Here is an 18021-nt window from a genome sequence, read left to right as displayed (position 1 = left end):
CCGCACAGGCCGCGCGTCCCCGTCCCCCTCCTCCGAAAGGCAGATCCATGCGGCGTTCCCTCGCCCTGGCCTCGGCCGTGTGCCTGGTGGCCGTCACCGCCTGCGAAGGCTCGCCTCCGGGTCCGGACGACCCTCCGGAGACGGCGGAGGAGATCACCGAGCAGGACTTGGCCGGGATCGCCCTGCTGCACCGCGGCTACGAGGGCGGAGACCCGGAGACGGACCAGGTCCTGGTGTTCCACGACCCCGAGACCGGTCGGCCCCTCCACGAGCTGGGCCTGCCCGAGGGGGCCGTGGACCCCATGGCCCCGGACCTGCCGGTGCACGCACAGTTCTCCGAGGACTGGCGGTTCCTCGCCTACGCCACCGACGAACCGTCCGCGATCACCGTCGCGGCGCTGGCCGAACCCGAGGAGGACGGCGCCGTCCCCGGGGAGGACGAGGAGGAGGCGGCCGTCGCCTACCAGCCGGTGGAGTCGGTCAGCGCCGCCCCCGGCGAGGTGCTGTCCCGCCCGGTCATCCACGGCGAACGGCTCTGGTACGTCTCCACCGACGAACAGGCCGCCCGGCCTCCGCAGGTGGTGTCGGTTCCGTTGGACGCCCCCGGCGGCACCCCCGACCAGGAGGGCACGCTCTCCCTGGGAGAGCAGCAGCGCCCGAGCGACTGGGCGCTCACACCGGACGGTGCCCTGCACGTCCGTAACAGCGTGCCGACCCGGCAGGTGCCCGGGTCGGACGGCCCGGTCCTGGTGGTGCGCGAGACCGACGGCAGTGTCGTCAACGCGTCCATGAACACGGGCGAGGGCCTGTGGCTGACCTTCAACGACGCACCCGTCTGGGGCGGGGGCACCGCCGTGCTGGGCCCCGACCCCGACGGGGCCCAGCCGGCGGCGGGCGCCTACCTGGTGACCGTCGACGGGCAGAGCCACACGGCCGCCCGGCTGCTGGAGGACGGCGGCGGCCCGGTACTGCAGTACACGCCCTCGTCCGAGCGCGACGCCCTGCTCCTCCAGACCGAGGAGGCCTGGTACCGCGTCGATCTGGAGGAGGGCGAGGTCACCGGAACGGAGGAGCTCTTCCCCCGGTTCCACGACGCGTCCGTGGACGGCTATCCGCTGGTGGTGCGCTGGTCCCAGGAGGCGCCGGAGGCCGATCCCAGCGCAGGCCCCTCCGACTGATCCGTCAGGGGCGGACGGTGGGAGGGGCCGGTCCCCCATGAGCAGAAGGGAACATCCGGGAGCGGAGGGTACACGCGCGGCGCCTCTCTCGGTACTATTCTCCCCGTTCACGGGAACCGCGGAACTCCTGCCCCCGCCCGCGCGTCCCACCCGTCATCCGGACCCGGTCCACCCGAGTCGACGACCGTGAACGGGCCTGCCGTGCGTGGAGGGCGTCGCCCCGTCCCGGCGGGTTCCGCGTTCGAGAAGAGGAGACCCCCACATGAGCACCGAAGCGGGCGGCAACCCGGTCGAGGGGATGCGGGGCGGCGAGTACGCCGAAACGCTCGCGGCCGCCATGGCCGGGCTCGCCGACGCGTTCGACCTCCTCATGGAGGACGCCGAGGGCGCCGCCGGCCACGACGACGTCAGAGCCGGGTTCAGCACGTTCAAGGAGGACACCGCCCAGGCCCTCATCGACGTTCAGTCGCTCGGTCTGGCGCTGGCCGACAACGTCCAGGCGGGCGCGGCGGAGATCGCGCGCAACGACCTGGACAGCTCGGAGGGCTTCGACCACCCCTGGGAGTCCCACCGGGACATCAACTTCGAGGACTGACCGCACCGCCCGCCGCCCTGCCCCGCGCCCGCTTCCCCTCCCCCTTCCGCCGTCCCTCCAAGGAAGACCGTGGCCACCTTCTCCGTCATCTTCGTCCCCCGCGACTTCTACTACGGGTCCAAGCCCATGTACGACTGCGCGGCGGACCTGGAGATCCTCAACGCGCGCGTTCTCGGCCGAGCCGACGACCTCAGCGGGGGTTTCGACTCGGCCGCCGGCGAGTTCACCGACGTCATCGCGTGGAATATCCGGAGCCTCTCCGAGGAGGACGTGCAGAGCTGGCGGGACGCCGCCGTCTCCGTCACCTACGCCGCCTCGGTCGCCGAGATGTGGGCGGACGCCGTCAAGGCGTTCCACGAGGAGCGCGACGCCCAGATCACCACCTGGGAGAGCAGCAGGACGGAGAAGGAGAACACCGTCCCCGCCAAGTACCAGGACGACCACATCACCTCGTCCCACCCCCAGGCCGACGGCTTCCTCTGGACGGACCTGGGCGCCGGGGACGAACGGCGGTGCCGGACCCTCTACGACGAACTCGTCACCGTGCAGGAGGGACTCATCACCCGCGAGCGGACCAACTGGCAGGGGCTCCAGGACGGCGCCGAGGAGGTCCGGACGATGCTCGAGCAGGGGCCGACCCCGGACAACGTCCGCAAGCTCGTCGAGGCGGGCAACGCCAACTGGGCGTTCCTCAACCTCGACCCCTCCCGCTACTCCTCGCTCATCGAGGACAGCGATCTCACGCCCGAGAACGCCGAGGAGTACGCCGAGGAGCTCGCCGCCTACTGGTCCGGGGAGAGGCCGCTGGACGACCGCTACCACGAGATGATGCTCGTGCTCTCGATGGTGGGGACCGGCGCCCGGCAGAACCAGCAGAACGGCACGGAGCTCAGCTCAGAGGAGATCGCGTTCCTGGAGGAGTTCTACGCCCACCTGGAGGAATCCCTCCCCAACACCAGGGGGCTTCCCAACCAGGGAGTCCTCTCCATCCCCACCCTCATGGAGAACGCCGAGTTCTCCACCGAGGACCGGGAGTCCGTCCTCGGCGCCATCGGTGACGGTCTGCTCGCCCTCTCCGACCCCAGGCTGGGCGGCGGCTACGACATGCTGCCCGAGTCCGTGCGCCACGGTGTGGAGGGGATCTACCTGAACCGTGACGACGAGGACAAGATCATTCCGCTGGAGATCGACGCCTGGGAGCACTGGAGCACGCTCTCCGAAATGCTCTCCCACACGGACGGCGACCTGGAGGGCGGCTACACACTGTCCACCAACCTCCACCTGTCCAGCGGCCTGTACCTGGAGGCCTGGGGGGACATGGGCAGGGAGGGCGCGCCCACCCAGGAGGAGATGGGGACGCTGCTCAGCGTGGCCAGCCGCAACGAGGACGCCAACTACTACATGCTCACCGGCGATCACCTCCACGAGGACCCGGGCATGGAGGCCAACGACGACTACCGAGAGCGCGCCCTCCAGGGCGTGTTCACCACTGAGTGGAACGACGACGGCCTCACCGCGCGCCAGCTCACCGACTGGCTCGCCGAGGACCTCCACAGCGAAGACCCCGAGGTGAGCCGGCGCGCGGGGGACGCCTTCGCCGGGTTCATGGAGACCCTCACCGAAGCGGACATGCACGAGGCCCTCGTCAACACCGGCGTGGACGTCACCGAGGGGGACAACGAGTACTCCGACGCCTCGTTCACACAGTTCAACGGGGAGCTGGCCGACAGCCTCGCCGACGTCTTCGACGCCCACATCTACAGTTTCGCCAACACCGACATCCTGGACCGCAACGAGAACCCCGTGACGGGTATCGGCGACTTCGACCCGGAGACGGGCACCGTGCGCCTGGGCGCCGATGAGCGCGCCATGTACATGCAGCTTCTCGTGGGCAACGACGAAACCGCCGGACGCATGGTCAACACGGTGGACGCCTACCAGCAACTGGAGTCCATCGCGTTCCTGGAGACCGGTAACGAAGCGACCGCCGCACGTGGTGCGGGGCAGCTCCAAGGGTTGTTGGAGCGGGCACTGTACTTGGATTCGGAGGACCGCGGCGCCGACCTGGACGAGACCATCGAGCGCAAGACACAGATCGCCGAGTTCGTGGTGGGCGAGGCCGGAGGCCTGTCCGAGAAGATCCCGGTCATCGGCAAGGCCCTGTCGATGGGGATGGGTCTGGCCGAGGACAGCATCGTGAACGCGATCGTGGATGGCGAGTACGACATCTCCCCCCGCCACCCCGTCTACACCGGCGAAGAGACCACCACGCGCGCTTTCCAGGCGGCGACGTTCGACTTCCTCGCCCACAGCGACCCCGAAGCGTTCAACGACGTGGAGCGGGGCGACCTCAGGACGCTGGTCGACGGTGGTGCGCTCACCATCGAGCAGAACGGCGAAGTGCTCAGTGCGGCCGACCTCCCCAACGACTTCGTCATCGACGACTCCGTCACGATGAGTTTCGACACGGACCCGAACCGGTGGCCGGACAACGAGGACGACGCGCTCGCCGGGATGGACGACGCGCTCAGCAGCGTCATGGGCAGCACCGCCATCGACATCACCTACGAGGACGAGCACGGGTATTCGGTCGATCACAGCACGCCCGCCCACGAGGGGGTGGAGCAGTTCACCGAACAGTACATGGGTGGCTACCACGAGGCGGAGTCCTACTTCGGAGGCAAGCTCGAAACGTTCGGGAACGCACCCGAGGGCTCCTGACCCGCTTGGCCGCCGCCACCCGTACCCCCACCCATTCTGGAGGTCCTGTGACACACCGTGAAGGCCGTGCGTCCGCCTTCCTGGCGATCTCTCTGTCCGCGTGCCTGGCCCTAGCCGCATGCTCCACGCCCGAGCCCGAATCCGAACCCGAAGGAGGCCTCCCACCGGACTACGTCTCCCGCTTCTGGGTCGAACGGGAAGTCATGGTGCGCACACTCGACCGCATGCTCACCGAGAACGACCCCGAAGAAGTCGTCGCGAACATCAGCGGCAGCCGGGGCGGACTCCTCGACAGCCGCGTCCTCCAGGAGACCGAGGACGGATACGTCGTCGAACTCGACAAGGACGCGTGGCGCACCGAGGAGGTCGGCGGCCTCGCAAGAGTCGATGACGCCCTCATCGACGCCATGGAGTCCAACGAGGTCACCTGGTGCGAGGAGACCGTCAGCGGCGAGGAGTTCGTCGACGCCTACATGGACGAGTTCTGGGACACCCTCGACTCCCACGACGAATACACGGCCAGCATCGCCGACTACGTCGACTGCGGAGACGGTGAACCGTGACCGGAACCGGCCAAACCCGGGGACCGGTGGCTTCACCGATCCCGCTGGGACGCCTCTCCGTCCATTCGCGTTCTCCCAGATGGAAGAGGTGATCAGCGCTCTGTGAACCGTGTGGCGGAAAGTGCGCGAGCATTGACCCGCCGTCGATCCGCTTACTATCGTCCGTATCCTCCCCTCCTCCCGTGTTCCGCACCGCGACGGACACCCTGCCCCCGCGGAGGACGGGTTCAGCCCAGTGACACACCCACCCCCGAAAGGGTTCAGATGTCCCAGCACGCTGGTCTCGAAAACGTCAACGCGCTCTCGACCGGTGGTGAGAACCTCGGGATGGAGTCCGACGGTCTCCGCACCCAGATGAACCAGCTCATCCAGGACATGTCCAACGACGGCGACTCCCTGCAGGGCCAGGCGCTGCACGACTTCCGCCAGGCCCGTGAACAGCTCACCGAGCGTTTCGACGAGCTCATGAGCTGGTGCAGCCAGAACGGCATCAAGCTGAACGAGGGCCAGCAGCAGTTCAACATCACCGACACCGACTCCGCCGCCGACCTCTCGCAGGCCGGAAACGACCTCGGCGGGCTCTCCCGCCCCGTCAACGCCTGACCCCACCCCCTTCACGCGTCCACAGAAAGGCGTGCACCATGCCCGCTCAGTTCGACGTCTACGGCGATGTCGGAGGCCTGGAAGGACTCGCCTCCGACCAGCAGGCCCACCTCTCGCGCTTCACCGCGATCATGAGCCAGATCAACGAGCAGTCCGAGAGCACCGTCAGTCAGTGGGAGGGCTCCGGAAGCACCCAGTTCCAGGCCAAGGCCCAGGAATTCGACGCACAGTTCTCCGAGGTCAACGCCGCATTCTCGAAGATGATCACGGCCACCAGCGACACCGCTGACAAATACGGCCGCCTCACCCGGTACCTGGACGGACTGTTCTAGTAAGCTGATCGCCGATGTCCACCCCCTCGCCGTCCCCTCCGCCCTCCGCGGATCCGGAACCGCAGCTCCCCGAAGCGTTCCACTACACGCCCGACGAGGAGAAGTACGTCCTCCAGGCGGACGCCCTGCGGCACCGGCAACTGCGGTCGGCGCTGCTCTACGGCTCCAGCCGCTACTGGCGGCGCCGTCAGCAGGTGTGGCCGGCGGTGATCGGCGGTCTCATCCTCATCGCGCTCATCTGCGGGGTCATCGCCCTCATCGGAGCGTTCGGCCGACAGCAGGAGGTCAACGAGGAACGCGGGTTCGGAAACTACGGGCAGCAGATGATCCACGGCCCCGCGTCCGAGGAGCCTCTGCTGCCCGGTCGGCTGTGACCCGCCGCACCACCATCCCCCGCGCCTGACGGCCGGGGCCGCCACCACGAACGGGGGTCGCTCGCGCATGTCCGGCTCCGAGCACGCCTCATGGGCACCCGGATACGAGTCGCTCACCGTGCTGCGCGAGGGACCGCGCGCCCGAGTCGTCCGTGGTCGGCGCACCACCAGCGGTGCGGACGTCGTGCTCAAGGTCCTGCCCCGGGCCGCGGGGCGGGCCGAACTCGACCGGTTGCGCGACCTCGGCGGGGTGCCGGGAGTCGTGCCCCTGGTGGACGCGGGCACCACGGCCGAGGGGGACCTCTTCGTGGTGCTGCCGTTCTACGCGGACGGCTCCTTCTCCGACATGCTCGTACGCAGGGGCCCCGCTCCGCTGCAGGAGACGGCGGCGATCGCCCGGAGCGTGGCCGCCGCCCTCAGCGCGATACACGGCCGGGGCCTGGTGCACGACGCCGTCAGCCCGGGGAACGTCCTGAGGGCGGGCCGTACCCCGGTTCTGACCGGTTTCGGCTCCGTACACCCGATCGGGGCGACCACACCCCTGCCGGACCCCGGGACCGACGCGTTCCCGCACTCACCACCCGAGGCGCTGCGCGGGGAGCCGCGATCGCCCGCTTCGGACGTGTACCGGCTCGCGTCGACCATCTGGACGATGTTCGTCGGCCGGCCGCCCTTCGCCCCCGAGGACGGTTCGGCGCTCCACCCCCGCGACTACGCCCGCCGGGTGCTCACCGAGGACGTCCCGCCGGTCACCCGGCAGGACGTGTCCCGCAAGCTGCGGGGCGTGCTGACGCGCGCCCTGTCGAAGGTGCCGGAGGAGCGCTACGACAGCGCCGCCGCGTTCGCCGTGGCGTTCGAGCAGGCGCGTGTGCCGCAGGCCCCGCACCCCGGCACAGGACCACAGGCCCCGCACCCCGGCACAGGACCGCAAGCCCCGCACCCCGGCACAGGACCGCAGACGCCTCCCGTCAACCCCCACACGGCCTCCAGCGCCCCTCCGGGCCCGGCGGGCGGCCCGGGATTCGTACCCGCACCGCCCTACGCGGTGCACGACACGCCCCAGCCGCCGGCACCGCCCGGCGCGTATCCGGGCACGGGGCCCCGGGACCCGCTGAGCGGCCCCCAGGAACCGCCCGTTCCCGCCGCCCGGCTGGACAGCGCCCAGCGGCTGCGCGGCGAGCCGCCGGTACCGCCGGAGGACGGGCGGGCGGGCAGCCGACTGCCCGCCTCGGACGCGGGCAGCACCGCCGAGATCATGATGGCCAAGCTGCGCGGCGAGGAGATCTCGCCGCGGCTCGCCTGGTCCCGTGTCGAGGGATGGAGCGGCACAGCCGAGTCCTCCCGCCTGCCCTACGACGAACCGGAAACCGAGCAGGAGGACGAGGCCCCCGAGTGGTCCGTCCTCGACGAGCCCGTGCGGAGCGGGGCACGCTGGCGCGAGCATCTGCACATCGCCGTGACCGTGGGCGGCATCCTCGTACTCACCGCGGTGTCCGGAACGCTCGCGGCGACCGGCTCCCGCACACCGGTGTCGGCCGCCTCCGGGGCGGAGGGAGCCGCCGAGGAGTCGAGCGCCCCCTCCGGCGAGGACCCGGGCGGGGGAGCCGGCGAGGAGGCCGAGGACGTCGGCGGCCGGGGCGAGGTGGTCGAACCCACGGCACCGCCCGAGGTATCCGCGCCCTCGGGGGTCGCGCTGGTGGACAACCTCGGCGCCGTCGAGCTGACCTGGACCGACAACAGCGGCGGCACCGCCTCGTTCTTCGTGCTGGGCGGTCCCAGCGGTCACGATCCCCTCACCCTGGCCCGGACCGGCCCCGGCGCGGTCTCCGCGCAGATCGTCACGGACGACACGGTCATGGAGTACTGCTTCACGGTGGTCGCCGTGGAGGGCTCCTCGGCCGCGGCCGAGGAGGTGTGCACGACCCGCGCCGCCGACCGGGCCGAAGCCGAGCGCCAGGCCGAGGAGGAGGCCGCCGAGGAGGCCGAGGAGGAGGCCGAGGAGGCCGATCCCTCCGCGGACCCCTCCGCCGATCCCAGCCCGCCCGCCGAGGACTGACACCGCGACGGCGCCCGGACCCCGCCCCCGCCCGGGACGGTGTGATCTGCGCCGTATCGTCACGAAGCAACCTCGGATAGCGTTTCCACGGTCGTGTCGCGCGTTCGCAGTGGGGGCGCCCCTTGTCCGGGGTCTTGATCGGTTTCGGCGTCATCACCAGCGTCGTCGTCATCGGTTACATGCTCGGAAGGCTCCCCCTCCTGGGCCCGGGGGCCAAGGAGGTGCTCACCAGGCTCGCCTTCTACGTGGCCAGCCCCGCCCTGCTGTTCACGATCCTGGCCGACGTCGACCTCTCCGTGCTGGTGTCCGCACCGGTCCTGGTCAGCGTGCTCAGCGTGGCCTGCGTGGCCCTCGCCTTCATCGTCCTCGGGCTGGTGCGGCGCTGGGGCGTGGGCCGGACCACCGTCGGCGCGCTCGCGTCGTCGTACGTCAACGCGGGCAACCTCGGCATCCCCATCGCCGTCTACGTCCTCGGCGACGCGTCCCTGGTCGCGCCCATCCTGCTGACCCAGCTCCTGTTCATGGCCCCCGTCGCGCTCACCGTCCTGGACCTGGGCGACGGCGGCGCGCGCGGGGTGGGGCCCGTCCTGCGCCGGGCGCTCGGCACACCGGTCCGCAACCCCGTGGTGATCGCCTCCCTGGCGGGCGTGGCCGTCTCCGCCTCGGGCCGGACGCCCCCGGAAGCCCTGATGGAGCCCTTCCACCTGATCGGCGGCATGGCGGTCCCGGCGATGCTGCTGGCCTTCGGGATCTCCCTGCACGGCAGCGCGTTCCCCGGCCGCGGCCCCGAGCGCGTACCGGTCCTGGTGGCCGTGGCGCTCAAGTCCGTGGTCCAGCCGCTGGCCGCGTGGGCCCTGGGCGCCCTGGTCTTCGACCTGAACGCCTTCACCCTGTTCTCCGTGGTGGTGCTGGCGGCCCTGCCCACGGCCCAGAACGTGTTCAACTTCGCCGCCCAGTACCGCACCGGCGAGGTGATGGTCCGCGACGTGGTGCTGCTGACCACCCTCCTCACGGTCCCCGTGCTGTTCGCCGTCACCTTCCTGCTCGGATAGCCGCGCCCGGCGCTCCCGCCTCCGCGCGACGGCCCCGCCTCCCGAGGGACCTGCCCCCGGGAGGACCGCGCCCCGCTCGGTACAGCTACCTGTAGTGAGAGGACGCCCGTCCGTGCCAGTGCCCCGGAGGACGCCGGCTCCTAGTTTCGAGGGGTAGCGAGAACTCACCCCGGGAGCACAGATGCCACGAACCCCACGCGTCCTGCCCATGCTGGCCGCACCCCTGATGATCATCGCCACCCTGGCGCCCGGGGCGGCCTCGGCCACCACCGCGCCCGGGGAGGCCTCGGCTCCGGCGGACACCCCGTCCGCGGCCGCACCGCTGACCCCCGAGACCGCCCGGGAGTTCGCGGACACCCGCGTCGCCGAACTGCTGGAGGAACACGGGGCACCCGGTGTCGCCGTGACCGTCGTGGCCGGCGGCGAGCAGATCGCCTCCGCCTCACACGGGTACGCCGACCTGGCGGATGAGACACCCATGGACCACACCGTCCACACGCTCCCCACGGGTTCGGTGTCCAAGTCCTTCACCGCGGCGGCCGTCCTCACCCTGGTCGAACAGGGCGGGATCGACCTGGACGAGGACGTCAACACCTACCTGCCCGAGGAGGCCCGGCTGCCCGTGGACGGCGTCACGACGCACCAGCTGCTCACCCACACCGCCGGGTTCGAGGAGGTGGTCGACTTCCCCTCGGTCGAGGACACCGACCTGCACTTCACCCTCGAAGAGCTGTTCCGCACCCGCAAACCCGAGCAGCTCCACGAACCCGGCCGGTTCACCGCCTACTCCAACCACGGCAGCGCCCTGGCCGGGTACATCGTCCAGGAGGTGAGCGGCGTGCCCTTCGAGGAGTACGTCGCGCAGAACGTGTTCACGCCGCTGGGCATGGAGGGCAGCGAGTTCCTCCAGGTCTACGACGCCCGCGAGTCGTACGAGATCCCGACGTTCCACCTGTCCGACGGCGGCGAGGCCGAACCGATGCACATCACCCCCGTGCCCGCCGGGGCCTCCGTCGCCTCGACCGACGACATGGCCCGGTTCATGCTGGCCCTGCTGGGAGAGGGTGAGATCGACGGCGAGCGCGTGCTCCCCGCCAGGGTCGCCGAGCAGATGCTGGCCAGCCAGCACGAGGTTCACCCCGAGACCGCCGACATGGGTTACGGCACCTACCAGTGGCGGGGCGGGGACTCCCCGGTCATCGGCCACGGCGGCGACCTGGTGGGCATGCACACCGCCTACGTCCTGATCCCGGGGATCGACGCCGGGATGTTCGTCGCGGTCAACGGCGACGACACCATCGCCGGGAACCCCCTCCAGGACCTGCGCATGACGGTGGCCCGGGAGTTCGCCGACACGTTCGACCCCCAGGAGCCGCCGACCGGCCGGGCCGACACCGGGGCCGACACCGGGGCCGACATGGGCGCCTACACGGGCACCTACGTCACCAGTCGGCGCGCCGCCAACGGACCCGCCCAGATCGTCCCCCTCTTCGACAACATGGTCGTGCGCGAGGTCGACGGCGCCCTCTCCGTCAGCGGCATGATGGCGCTGGACGACCGCTGGCTGCCCGTCGGCGGAGGACGGTTCGTCGCGGGGAACAGGGAGGACCAGCTGGTCTTCATGGAGGAGGACGGCGAGGCCGTCGCCCTGGCCGTGAACAGCAACCCCACCCACGTCTACGAGCGGACCACACTGCTGACCAACCCCGTCACGCACGGCGTGGTCGCCGCCGCGGGCCTGCTCGTCCTGTTCACCGCGTTCCTCCACTTCCGCCGCCCCAGGGACCGGTTCACCCTCGTCGCCCGCGTGCTGGCCGCGCTGACCGCGCTGAGCTGCTTCGCCGGCCTCGGGCTGATCGTGTACGGACTGCTCAACAGCCACACGCTGGAGCAGTGGATCTTCGGTGAGTCCCTCGCGCTCACCCTCCCGCTGGCCCTCGCGATCCCGCTGGCCCTGGCCACCGCCGCCGTGGCCGTGACGGCCTGGGTCAGGGGGTGGCTGCGCCCGGTCGGCCGGATCCACCTCACCCTGGTCGTCCTGGCGGCCGCCGCCGTCATCCTGACGGGCGCCCAGTACGGCTTCGTGTGGATGGTCTCCTGATCCCGGGTCCGGAGCCCCGTCCTGGTTCCGGGCCCGGCCGCCGCCCCGAGGAACGGGGTACCACGTGTCGGTGAAAACACACGGGGAACACTGAGAGCGTGGGGGCCGCCCTCCTCCCCCTTTGGGGGCGGCCCTCCTCGCGGGCAGGGGCCGGTGCGAGTTCATCGCGCCGGCCCCTGTTTGACTCCGCCGCCTCAGCCCCAGGCCAGGGCGGTCAGCTCCGGGTCCTCCAGCGCGGTACCGATGTCGCGCAGCACCTTGGACCCCAGTTCCCCGTCGACCAGCCGGTGGTCGAAGGACAGCGACAGTGTCGTCACCTTGCGGATCTTCAGCTCTCCCTTGTGCACCCAGGGCATGTCCCGGATCTGCCCGAAGGCGAGGATCGCGGCCTCGCCCGGGTTGATGATCGGGGTGCCCGCGTCCACGCCGAACACGCCGACGTTGGTGACCGTGATGGTGCCGCCGGACATGTCCGCCGGGCTGGTCCTGCCCTCCCGCGCGGTCTCCGTCAGCCGCTTCAGCGCGGCCGAGAGCTCCGGCAGGGCCATGGCGTCGGCGTCCTTGATGTTGGGCACCACCAGGCCGCGCTCGGTGGCCGCCGCGATCCCCAGGTTCACGTAGTCCTTGACCACGATCTCCTGGTTGTCCCCGTCCCAGGAGGCGTTGACCTCCGGGTGCCGCCGGACCGCCATGAGCAGGGCCTTGGCCACCAGCAGCAGCGGGGACACCCGCACCTCGGCGAAGTCGGGCCGCTCCCGCAGACGCGCGACGGCCTTCATCGTCCTGGTGACGTCCACCTGCAGGAACTCGGTCACGTGCGGCGCGGTGAACGCGCTGTCGACCATCGCCGCCGCCGTGTGCTTGCGCACGCCCTTGACGGGTACGCGCCGCTCACGCGAGGAGCGGTCGGTCCGGGGCGCCGTCTCGGGCTCCGGGGCCGCCGGGGCCTGGGCGGCCCCGGCCGCGGCCCGGACGTCCTCCCGGGTGACGACGCCGCCCTCCCCCGTGGGGGTGACCGACGCCAGGTCCACACCGAGGTCCTTGGCCATCTTGCGCACCGGCGGCTTGGCCAGTGCACGGCCCGACGCCGGTACCGGCCCGGGAGCGGTCTCCTCCACGGCGGGCGTGTTGGCCGGCGCGGGCTCGGTGGGCCGTGGCACGGGCGGCGACACCGGCCCGGAGGGGGCCGGGCGGCGGCGCGGGCGGCGCTGGGTGGAGGCCGTCCTCTCGCCGTAGCCGACCAGCGGCTTCTCCCGCTCCTCGGTGGCCGGGGCCGCCTCGGCCGGGGAGCCGCCTCCGGTGCCGTCGTCCACGGTGATGATCACCGAGCCGACCTCCACCGTCTGGCCCTCCTCGGCCAACAGCTCCCGCACCGTGCCCGCGAACGGGCTCGGCAGTTCGACGACCGCCTTGGCCGTCTCGATCTCGCAGATCATCTGGTTGACCTCGATCTCGTCACCCGGTTTCACGTACCAGGTGAGGAGCTCGGCCTCGACCAGGCCCTCCCCGACGTCGGGCAGTTTGAACGACTGCACGCCGCCGACGGCGGGCTCACTCTTGTGAATCGCCATATCCTTCGGTTTCCCCGTTCCCCTAGTACGCGAACGCCCGGTCAACACCGTCAAGAACGCGGTCAAGGTCCGGAAGGTAGTGCTCCTCAAGACGCGACTGCGGATACGGCGTGTCGAAGGCGGCAACACGGATCACCGGCGATTCCAGGTGGTAGAAGCACTCCTCGGTGACCCGGGCCGCGATCTCGCCGCCGGGTCCGCCGGACAGCGGTGCCTCGTGGGCCACGACCATGCGCCCGGTCTTCCTCACCGACGCGAACAGGGTCGGGTAGTCCACCGGGGACAGCGAGCGCAGGTCGATGACCTCGATGGAGCGGTCGGTGTCGGCCTCGGCCGCCTGCAGGGCGGTCTTGACCATGGGCCCGTACGCCAGCAGGGTCACGTCCGTGCCGGGGCGGGCCACGCGGGCGGCGCCCATCGGGACCGCCTCGGCGAAGGAGGCCCCGGTGTCGACCTCGGCCTTCTCGTAGTAGCGACGCTTGGGCTCCAGGAAGATGACCGGGTCGTCGGAGCGCACCGCCTGCTGGATCATCCAGTAGGCGTCCTCGGGGTTGGCGACCGTCACCACGCGCAGGCCCGCGGTGTGCGTGAAGTACGCCTCGGGGGATTCGCTGTGGTGCTCGACGGCGCCGATGCCGCCGCCGTAGGGGATCCGCATGACCACGGGCATGCTGAGCTTGCCCGCCGAGCGGCGGCGCATCTTGGCCAGCTGGGTGAAGGTCTGGTTCGTGGCCGGGAAGAAGAAGCCGTCGAACTGGATCTCGACCACGGGTCGGTAGCCGCGCATGGCCATGCCGATCGCGGTGCCGACGATGCCGGACTCGGCGAGCGGGGTGTCGATGACCCGGTCGGCGCCGAAGTCCTTGTACAGGCCGTCGGTGACCCGGAAGACGCCGCCGAGCCTGCCGACGTCCTCGCCCATGATCAGGGTCTTGGGGTCGTGTTCCATGGCGGCGCGCAGGCCCGCGTTGATGGCCTTGCCGATGGTGAGGTTGGTTCCCATGGCCTAACGGCCCCCTTCTGCGCCGACACCCTCGAAGGAGGCCAGGTACTCGGCGAACTCGGACCGCTGGTGGTCGATCTGGACGTTGGGCTCGGCGTACACCTCGTGGAAGATGTCGAGGGGCTCGGGATCGGGCAGGGCACGGCACTCGGTGCGCACCTGCTCGCCCAGCTTGTCGGCCTCGGCGTCGACGGAGGCGAAGAACTCCTCGTCCGCCAGGCCGCTCTGCTCCAGGTAGCGGCGGACCCGCAGGATCGGGTCCTTGGCCTTCCACTCGTCCAACTCGCCCGACGCGCGGTAGCGGGTGGGGTCGTCGTTGGTGGTGTGGGCGCCCATCCGGTAGGTGAACGCCTCGATGAGCGTGGGGCCGTTGCCCTCGCGGGCGTTGTCCAGGGCGGCTCGGGTGACGGCGAGGCAGGCCAGGACGTCGTTGCCGTCCACGAGCAGGCCGGGGAAGCCGAACCCGGCGGCGCGCCGGTAGATGGGCACGCGTGCCTGGCGCTCCGGCGGTTCGGAGATGGCCCACTGGTTGTTCTGGCAGAAGAAGACCACGGGGGCGTTGTTGACCGAGGCGAAGTTGAACGCCTCGTTGGTGTCGCCCTGGCTGGTGGCCCCGTCGCCGAAGTAGGAGATGACGGCCGTGCCGTCCTCGCCGACGGCGCCGTCGCGCTGGACGCCCATGGCGTAGCCGGTGGCGTGCAGCGCCTGGCTGCCGATCACGATCGTGTAGAGGTGGAAGCCCCGGTCGTGGGGGTCCCAGCCGCCGTTGGTGACGCCGCGGAACATGCCGAGCAGTTCCTTGGGCTCGATGCCCCGGCACCAGGCGACGCCGTGCTCACGGTAGGAGGGGAACGCCATGTCGTCCTCGCGCAGCGCGCGGCCGGAGCCGATCTGGGCGGCCTCCTGGCCGAGCAGTGAGGCCCACAGGCCCAGTTCGCCCTGGCGCTGGAGGGATACGGCCTCGCTGTCGACCCGGCGTACCAGGACCAGGTCACGGTAGAGGGCGCGGATTTCCTCCGCGCTGATGTCCAGGGGATAGTCGGGGTGCTCCGTCAGCTCCCCTTCTGGTGTCAGGAGCTGGACGAGCTCCTGCTTCTCGTGCGCGGTGGTATCCGACACGTCGCTCCTCGGGTTGTCGGGGCCGACTTCGCGTGGGTGAACGCTGATCGGCCGAATCACGGTCCGCCCTCACCCGGGGTGGTGGGTGAGGGTGGACAGCCCTCCCCATATCGTGACAGACCTCACCATGGAGAGCGCAAGCCCTCAGCATCACCTTTTGGCTGCGGCCCCCATGATCCTCGACCGCCCGGCAGGGCGTTTAGCAGGGCTTCCTAGCATCGTCGAGGGCTTTCCGGCAACGTTGTGGGCGCGGTACGGGAGCGGGGCGCTGCTCGGCGACGGGCGCACGACGACGGCCCCCGCGTGCGCGTGGGGTCCGCAAGGCGCGTCGGAAGTGCTGGTGCGGTCGTGGGGAGGCGGGGGCCCGGGCCTCGCGGGCGGATTCCCACCGGACGGGGACGGGGAGACGGGGACGCGGCGGAGGACGCCGCGGACGGGGGATCGGCGGGGAGCGCCCCGGGCGGGGCCGTCGGCCCGCCCTGGCCGTTGGGGAGCGCCTGGGACGTGTGCGCCGGATACGCCCTAGTGGGCGGCGGAGACACGCACCCCGCGGTCGCGCGCGTAGTCGGCGAGCATCTCGCGGAGCTGGCGGCGGGCGCGGTGCAGGCGGGACATCACCGTTCCCAGCGGGGTCCCCATGCGCTCGGCCACCTCCTTGTAGGCGTAGCCCTCGATGTCGACGAGGTAGATGACCTCCTGGAACTCCTCGGGCAGCCGGGCGAGCGCCTGCTTGATGTCGGAGTCGGGCAGGTGGTCCAGGACCTCGTTCTCCGCCGACCGCATACCGGACGACGTGTGCGCCTCGGCGGCGGCGAGCTGCCAGTCCTTGATCTCGTCGGTGGTCTCCTGGCGCGGTTCGCGCTGCTTCTTGCGGTAGCTGTTGATGAAGGTGTTGGTCAGGATTCGGTAAAGCCAGGCACGCAGGTTGGTACCCGCACGGAACTGGTGAAAGTTCGCGAAGGCCTTGGCGAAGGTCTCCTGTACGAGATCCTCGGCGTCGGCGGGGTTGCGGGTCATCCGCAGGGCCGTGGGATAGAGCTGCTCGGCGAACGGTGTCACCGCGGTGGCGAAGTCCAGTGCCTGCTCTTCCGGCTGCTCTTCGCCGCGGGTCTCACCAGTCGTGGAGGCCTGGTCCATTTCGATAGTCGTCAAGATTCCCCCTCAGGACGACCGGACGATCACTTCCACCCTGTTAGACGCCACCGCGCACTTCTAATGATGACATCAAGCCACGTGATACGGGTCACGGGAGCCCCGTTGTAGTCGCCGGTACTGGTCAGTGTGCGGTAAAGACGCGGCGCGCCTCCTGGTCAGGACGCCTACCCACTCTGACGTACCGTACGCTTGCGTCGCCCCCTCCGGTCCGACGGGGGGTGGCCCGCCCGCCGCAGGCATGTGCGGCACACACCGTTTCCTTGTGGAGGACCCTGTGGCCCGCGTCGTTGTTGACGTCATGCTCAAGCCCGAGATCCTGGACCCCCAGGGCCAGGCCATCGCCGGGGCCTGCTCACGTCTGGGCTTCGAGGGGATCAAGGAGGTCCGCCAGGGCAAGCGCTTCGAGGTCGAGGTCGAGGGCACGGTGGACGAGGCCGGGCTCGCCGACGTCCGCCGCCTGGCCGAGACCATGCTCGCCAACACCGTCATCGAGGACTACGAGGTCCGCGTGGAGGAGTAGGACGTGTTCGGCGGGCGCGTGCCCGCCGGACGCCCCGGCCCGGAACCCACCGGTGGCGCCTTTACCATCGCGGGATTCACGGAAAACGAAAACTTTCCGGAAAGCAGGGATTCCCGGCGGTCTCCGCCCCCGGTCGAGTATGACACAGACCACACCGGTCGCCGGTTTCCCCCCGTGACGGCCGCATTGCTTCGGGGCGGACGGGAAAACCGTGAATTCGTTTGCATGGTGTCCGACGTGCCGGAAGTGCCGGAAAACTCCAGCCGTGTCCCTCAAGGGGCACGGCTGTTCGTTTTACTCCGTCCGCCTCCGGGGAAGGTTCTCTCATAAGCCGGGCCGAACACGACAACGGAGCACGAGAGGTGTACGAATGGACGCCGTTTTCTCGATCTCCCTCCCCAGACAGGCGTACACGGTCTCCGTCACACGCGATGTCCTCGGCACTCTCCTCGTCCGAGGGGGCGTGTGCCGGGACTGCGTCGACGACATCCTCCTGGCCGTCTCCGAGGCCTGTAGCAACGCGGTGGACCATGGCGAGCCCGCCCACGACTACATGGTCGAGGCCGAGATGGGCGGACGGTGGTGTGAACTACGGATATCCCATACCGGAAAGGCGCCCGATCCCGCGGCGCTGACCGCGAGGTTCACCACCGACCACATGCCCCTCCCGGCTCTGGACTCAGAATCGGGCAGGGGTATTTTGCTGATGCGTTACCTCATGGACGAGGTCGACTTCGAGGAGGAACCGCGCACGACGGTCCTTTTGCGCAAGAGGCTCACCGTGTGCGACGGACCGCCACAGGAGCAGGAGGCCGGGCGGATACCGGTCCAGCGCTACGCCCTTCTGTGAAACGACCGCCTCCGCGATCCGTCCGCGCGGAGTGCGGCGGTCCACACGGCGCCCCTCGGCCCGCTGGAAGGCCCGGTGACGGAAACCACAGGTCCGGTCGGCCCCTCGGCGCCCCGTACGCGACGCGCACCGCGGTGCTCGCCTCGGCGCCCGCCGCATCAGGCGGTGAGCCCCGTCGTCCCTGTCGGATCGCACACGGGCACGGGCGCGGGACGGACCCCCCGTCGG

16 protein-coding genes are annotated in these 18021 nt (G+C 70.4%); 12 read left to right on the top strand and 4 right to left on the bottom strand.

What is annotated here, in order from left to right; all coding sequences use genetic code 11:
* Nucleotides 1-47: 47 nt before the first annotated feature.
* The 10 genes from FYX01_RS11170 to FYX01_RS11125 all read left to right on the top strand — a co-directional run bounded on the left by FYX01_RS11170 (nucleotide 48) and on the right by FYX01_RS11125 (nucleotide 11575).
* A complete protein-coding gene (locus tag FYX01_RS11170) occupies nucleotides 48-1178 on the top strand; it encodes a hypothetical protein (protein ID WP_150240308.1) in 1131 nt (376 codons plus the stop codon).
* 262 nt (nucleotides 1179-1440) lie between these two features.
* A complete protein-coding gene (locus FYX01_RS11165; protein WP_150240306.1) occupies nucleotides 1441-1773 on the top strand; it encodes a hypothetical protein in 333 nt (110 codons plus the stop codon).
* A 69-nt stretch (nucleotides 1774-1842) separates the two neighbouring features.
* The gene (locus tag FYX01_RS11160) at nucleotides 1843-4494 is read left to right on the top strand and encodes a TPR repeat domain-containing protein (protein WP_150240304.1); all 2652 of its coding nucleotides are present in this window, start codon (nucleotides 1843-1845) and stop codon (nucleotides 4492-4494) included.
* 47 nt (nucleotides 4495-4541) lie between these two features.
* The gene (locus FYX01_RS11155) at nucleotides 4542-5057 is read left to right on the top strand and encodes a hypothetical protein (protein ID WP_150240302.1); all 516 of its coding nucleotides are present in this window, start codon (nucleotides 4542-4544) and stop codon (nucleotides 5055-5057) included.
* Between the two features lie 264 nt (nucleotides 5058-5321).
* On the top strand, nucleotides 5322-5660 hold the full coding sequence (locus FYX01_RS11150) for a hypothetical protein (RefSeq protein WP_150240299.1): 339 nt from the start codon (nucleotides 5322-5324) through the stop codon (nucleotides 5658-5660).
* A gap of 38 nt (nucleotides 5661-5698) precedes the next feature.
* Nucleotides 5699-5992: a WXG100 family type VII secretion target gene (locus FYX01_RS11145; RefSeq protein ID WP_150240298.1), complete on the top strand. Its 294-nt coding sequence runs from the start codon at nucleotides 5699-5701 to the stop codon at nucleotides 5990-5992.
* 14 nt (nucleotides 5993-6006) lie between these two features.
* Nucleotides 6007-6366, top strand: coding sequence for a hypothetical protein (locus tag FYX01_RS11140; protein WP_150240296.1), 360 nt, complete (start codon nucleotides 6007-6009; stop codon nucleotides 6364-6366).
* A gap of 67 nt (nucleotides 6367-6433) precedes the next feature.
* Nucleotides 6434-8422: a serine/threonine protein kinase gene (locus FYX01_RS11135; RefSeq protein ID WP_150240294.1), complete on the top strand. Its 1989-nt coding sequence runs from the start codon at nucleotides 6434-6436 to the stop codon at nucleotides 8420-8422.
* 122 nt (nucleotides 8423-8544) lie between these two features.
* Complete coding sequence (locus tag FYX01_RS11130) at nucleotides 8545-9474, top strand: AEC family transporter (RefSeq protein WP_150240292.1); 930 nt, start codon at nucleotides 8545-8547, stop codon at nucleotides 9472-9474.
* Between the two features lie 181 nt (nucleotides 9475-9655).
* A complete protein-coding gene (locus tag FYX01_RS11125) occupies nucleotides 9656-11575 on the top strand; it encodes a serine hydrolase domain-containing protein (RefSeq protein ID WP_223830404.1) in 1920 nt (639 codons plus the stop codon).
* A 194-nt stretch (nucleotides 11576-11769) separates the two neighbouring features.
* Here the strand turns inward: FYX01_RS11125 and FYX01_RS11120 are convergent, their stop codons facing one another.
* The 4 genes from FYX01_RS11120 to FYX01_RS11105 form a co-directional block, all read right to left on the bottom strand.
* On the bottom strand, nucleotides 11770-13146 hold the full coding sequence (locus tag FYX01_RS11120) for a dihydrolipoamide acetyltransferase family protein (protein ID WP_150240290.1): 1377 nt from the start codon (nucleotides 13144-13146) through the stop codon (nucleotides 11770-11772).
* A gap of 22 nt (nucleotides 13147-13168) precedes the next feature.
* On the bottom strand, nucleotides 13169-14149 hold the full coding sequence (locus FYX01_RS11115; protein ID WP_150240288.1) for an alpha-ketoacid dehydrogenase subunit beta: 981 nt from the start codon (nucleotides 14147-14149) through the stop codon (nucleotides 13169-13171).
* Nucleotides 14150-14152: 3 nt separating this feature from the next.
* Nucleotides 14153-15268, bottom strand: coding sequence for a pyruvate dehydrogenase (acetyl-transferring) E1 component subunit alpha (gene pdhA / locus FYX01_RS11110; protein ID WP_150240286.1), 1116 nt, complete (start codon nucleotides 15266-15268; stop codon nucleotides 14153-14155).
* 522 nt (nucleotides 15269-15790) lie between these two features.
* Entirely contained in the window at nucleotides 15791-16405 is a 615-nt protein-coding gene (locus FYX01_RS11105; RefSeq protein WP_190394288.1) for a sigma-70 family RNA polymerase sigma factor, read from the bottom strand.
* A 292-nt stretch (nucleotides 16406-16697) separates the two neighbouring features.
* On the opposite strand from FYX01_RS11105, the gene purS reads away from it, so the two are divergent.
* Together purS and FYX01_RS11095 are read left to right on the top strand one after the other, a co-directional pair.
* Nucleotides 16698-16943: a phosphoribosylformylglycinamidine synthase subunit PurS gene (purS, locus tag FYX01_RS11100; RefSeq protein ID WP_150240282.1), complete on the top strand. Its 246-nt coding sequence runs from the start codon at nucleotides 16698-16700 to the stop codon at nucleotides 16941-16943.
* Nucleotides 16944-17313: 370 nt separating this feature from the next.
* Nucleotides 17314-17793 (top strand): ATP-binding protein, encoded by a 480-nt coding sequence (locus FYX01_RS11095; RefSeq protein ID WP_150240280.1) that lies wholly within the window; start codon nucleotides 17314-17316, stop codon nucleotides 17791-17793.
* Nucleotides 17794-18021 lie beyond the last annotated feature (228 nt).

Origin of the sequence: Nocardiopsis quinghaiensis (assembly GCF_008638365.1) — a bacterium.
GTDB lineage: Bacteria > Actinomycetota > Actinomycetes > Streptosporangiales > Streptosporangiaceae > Nocardiopsis > Nocardiopsis quinghaiensis.
This window is presented reverse-complemented; position numbering and strand designations above follow the sequence as displayed.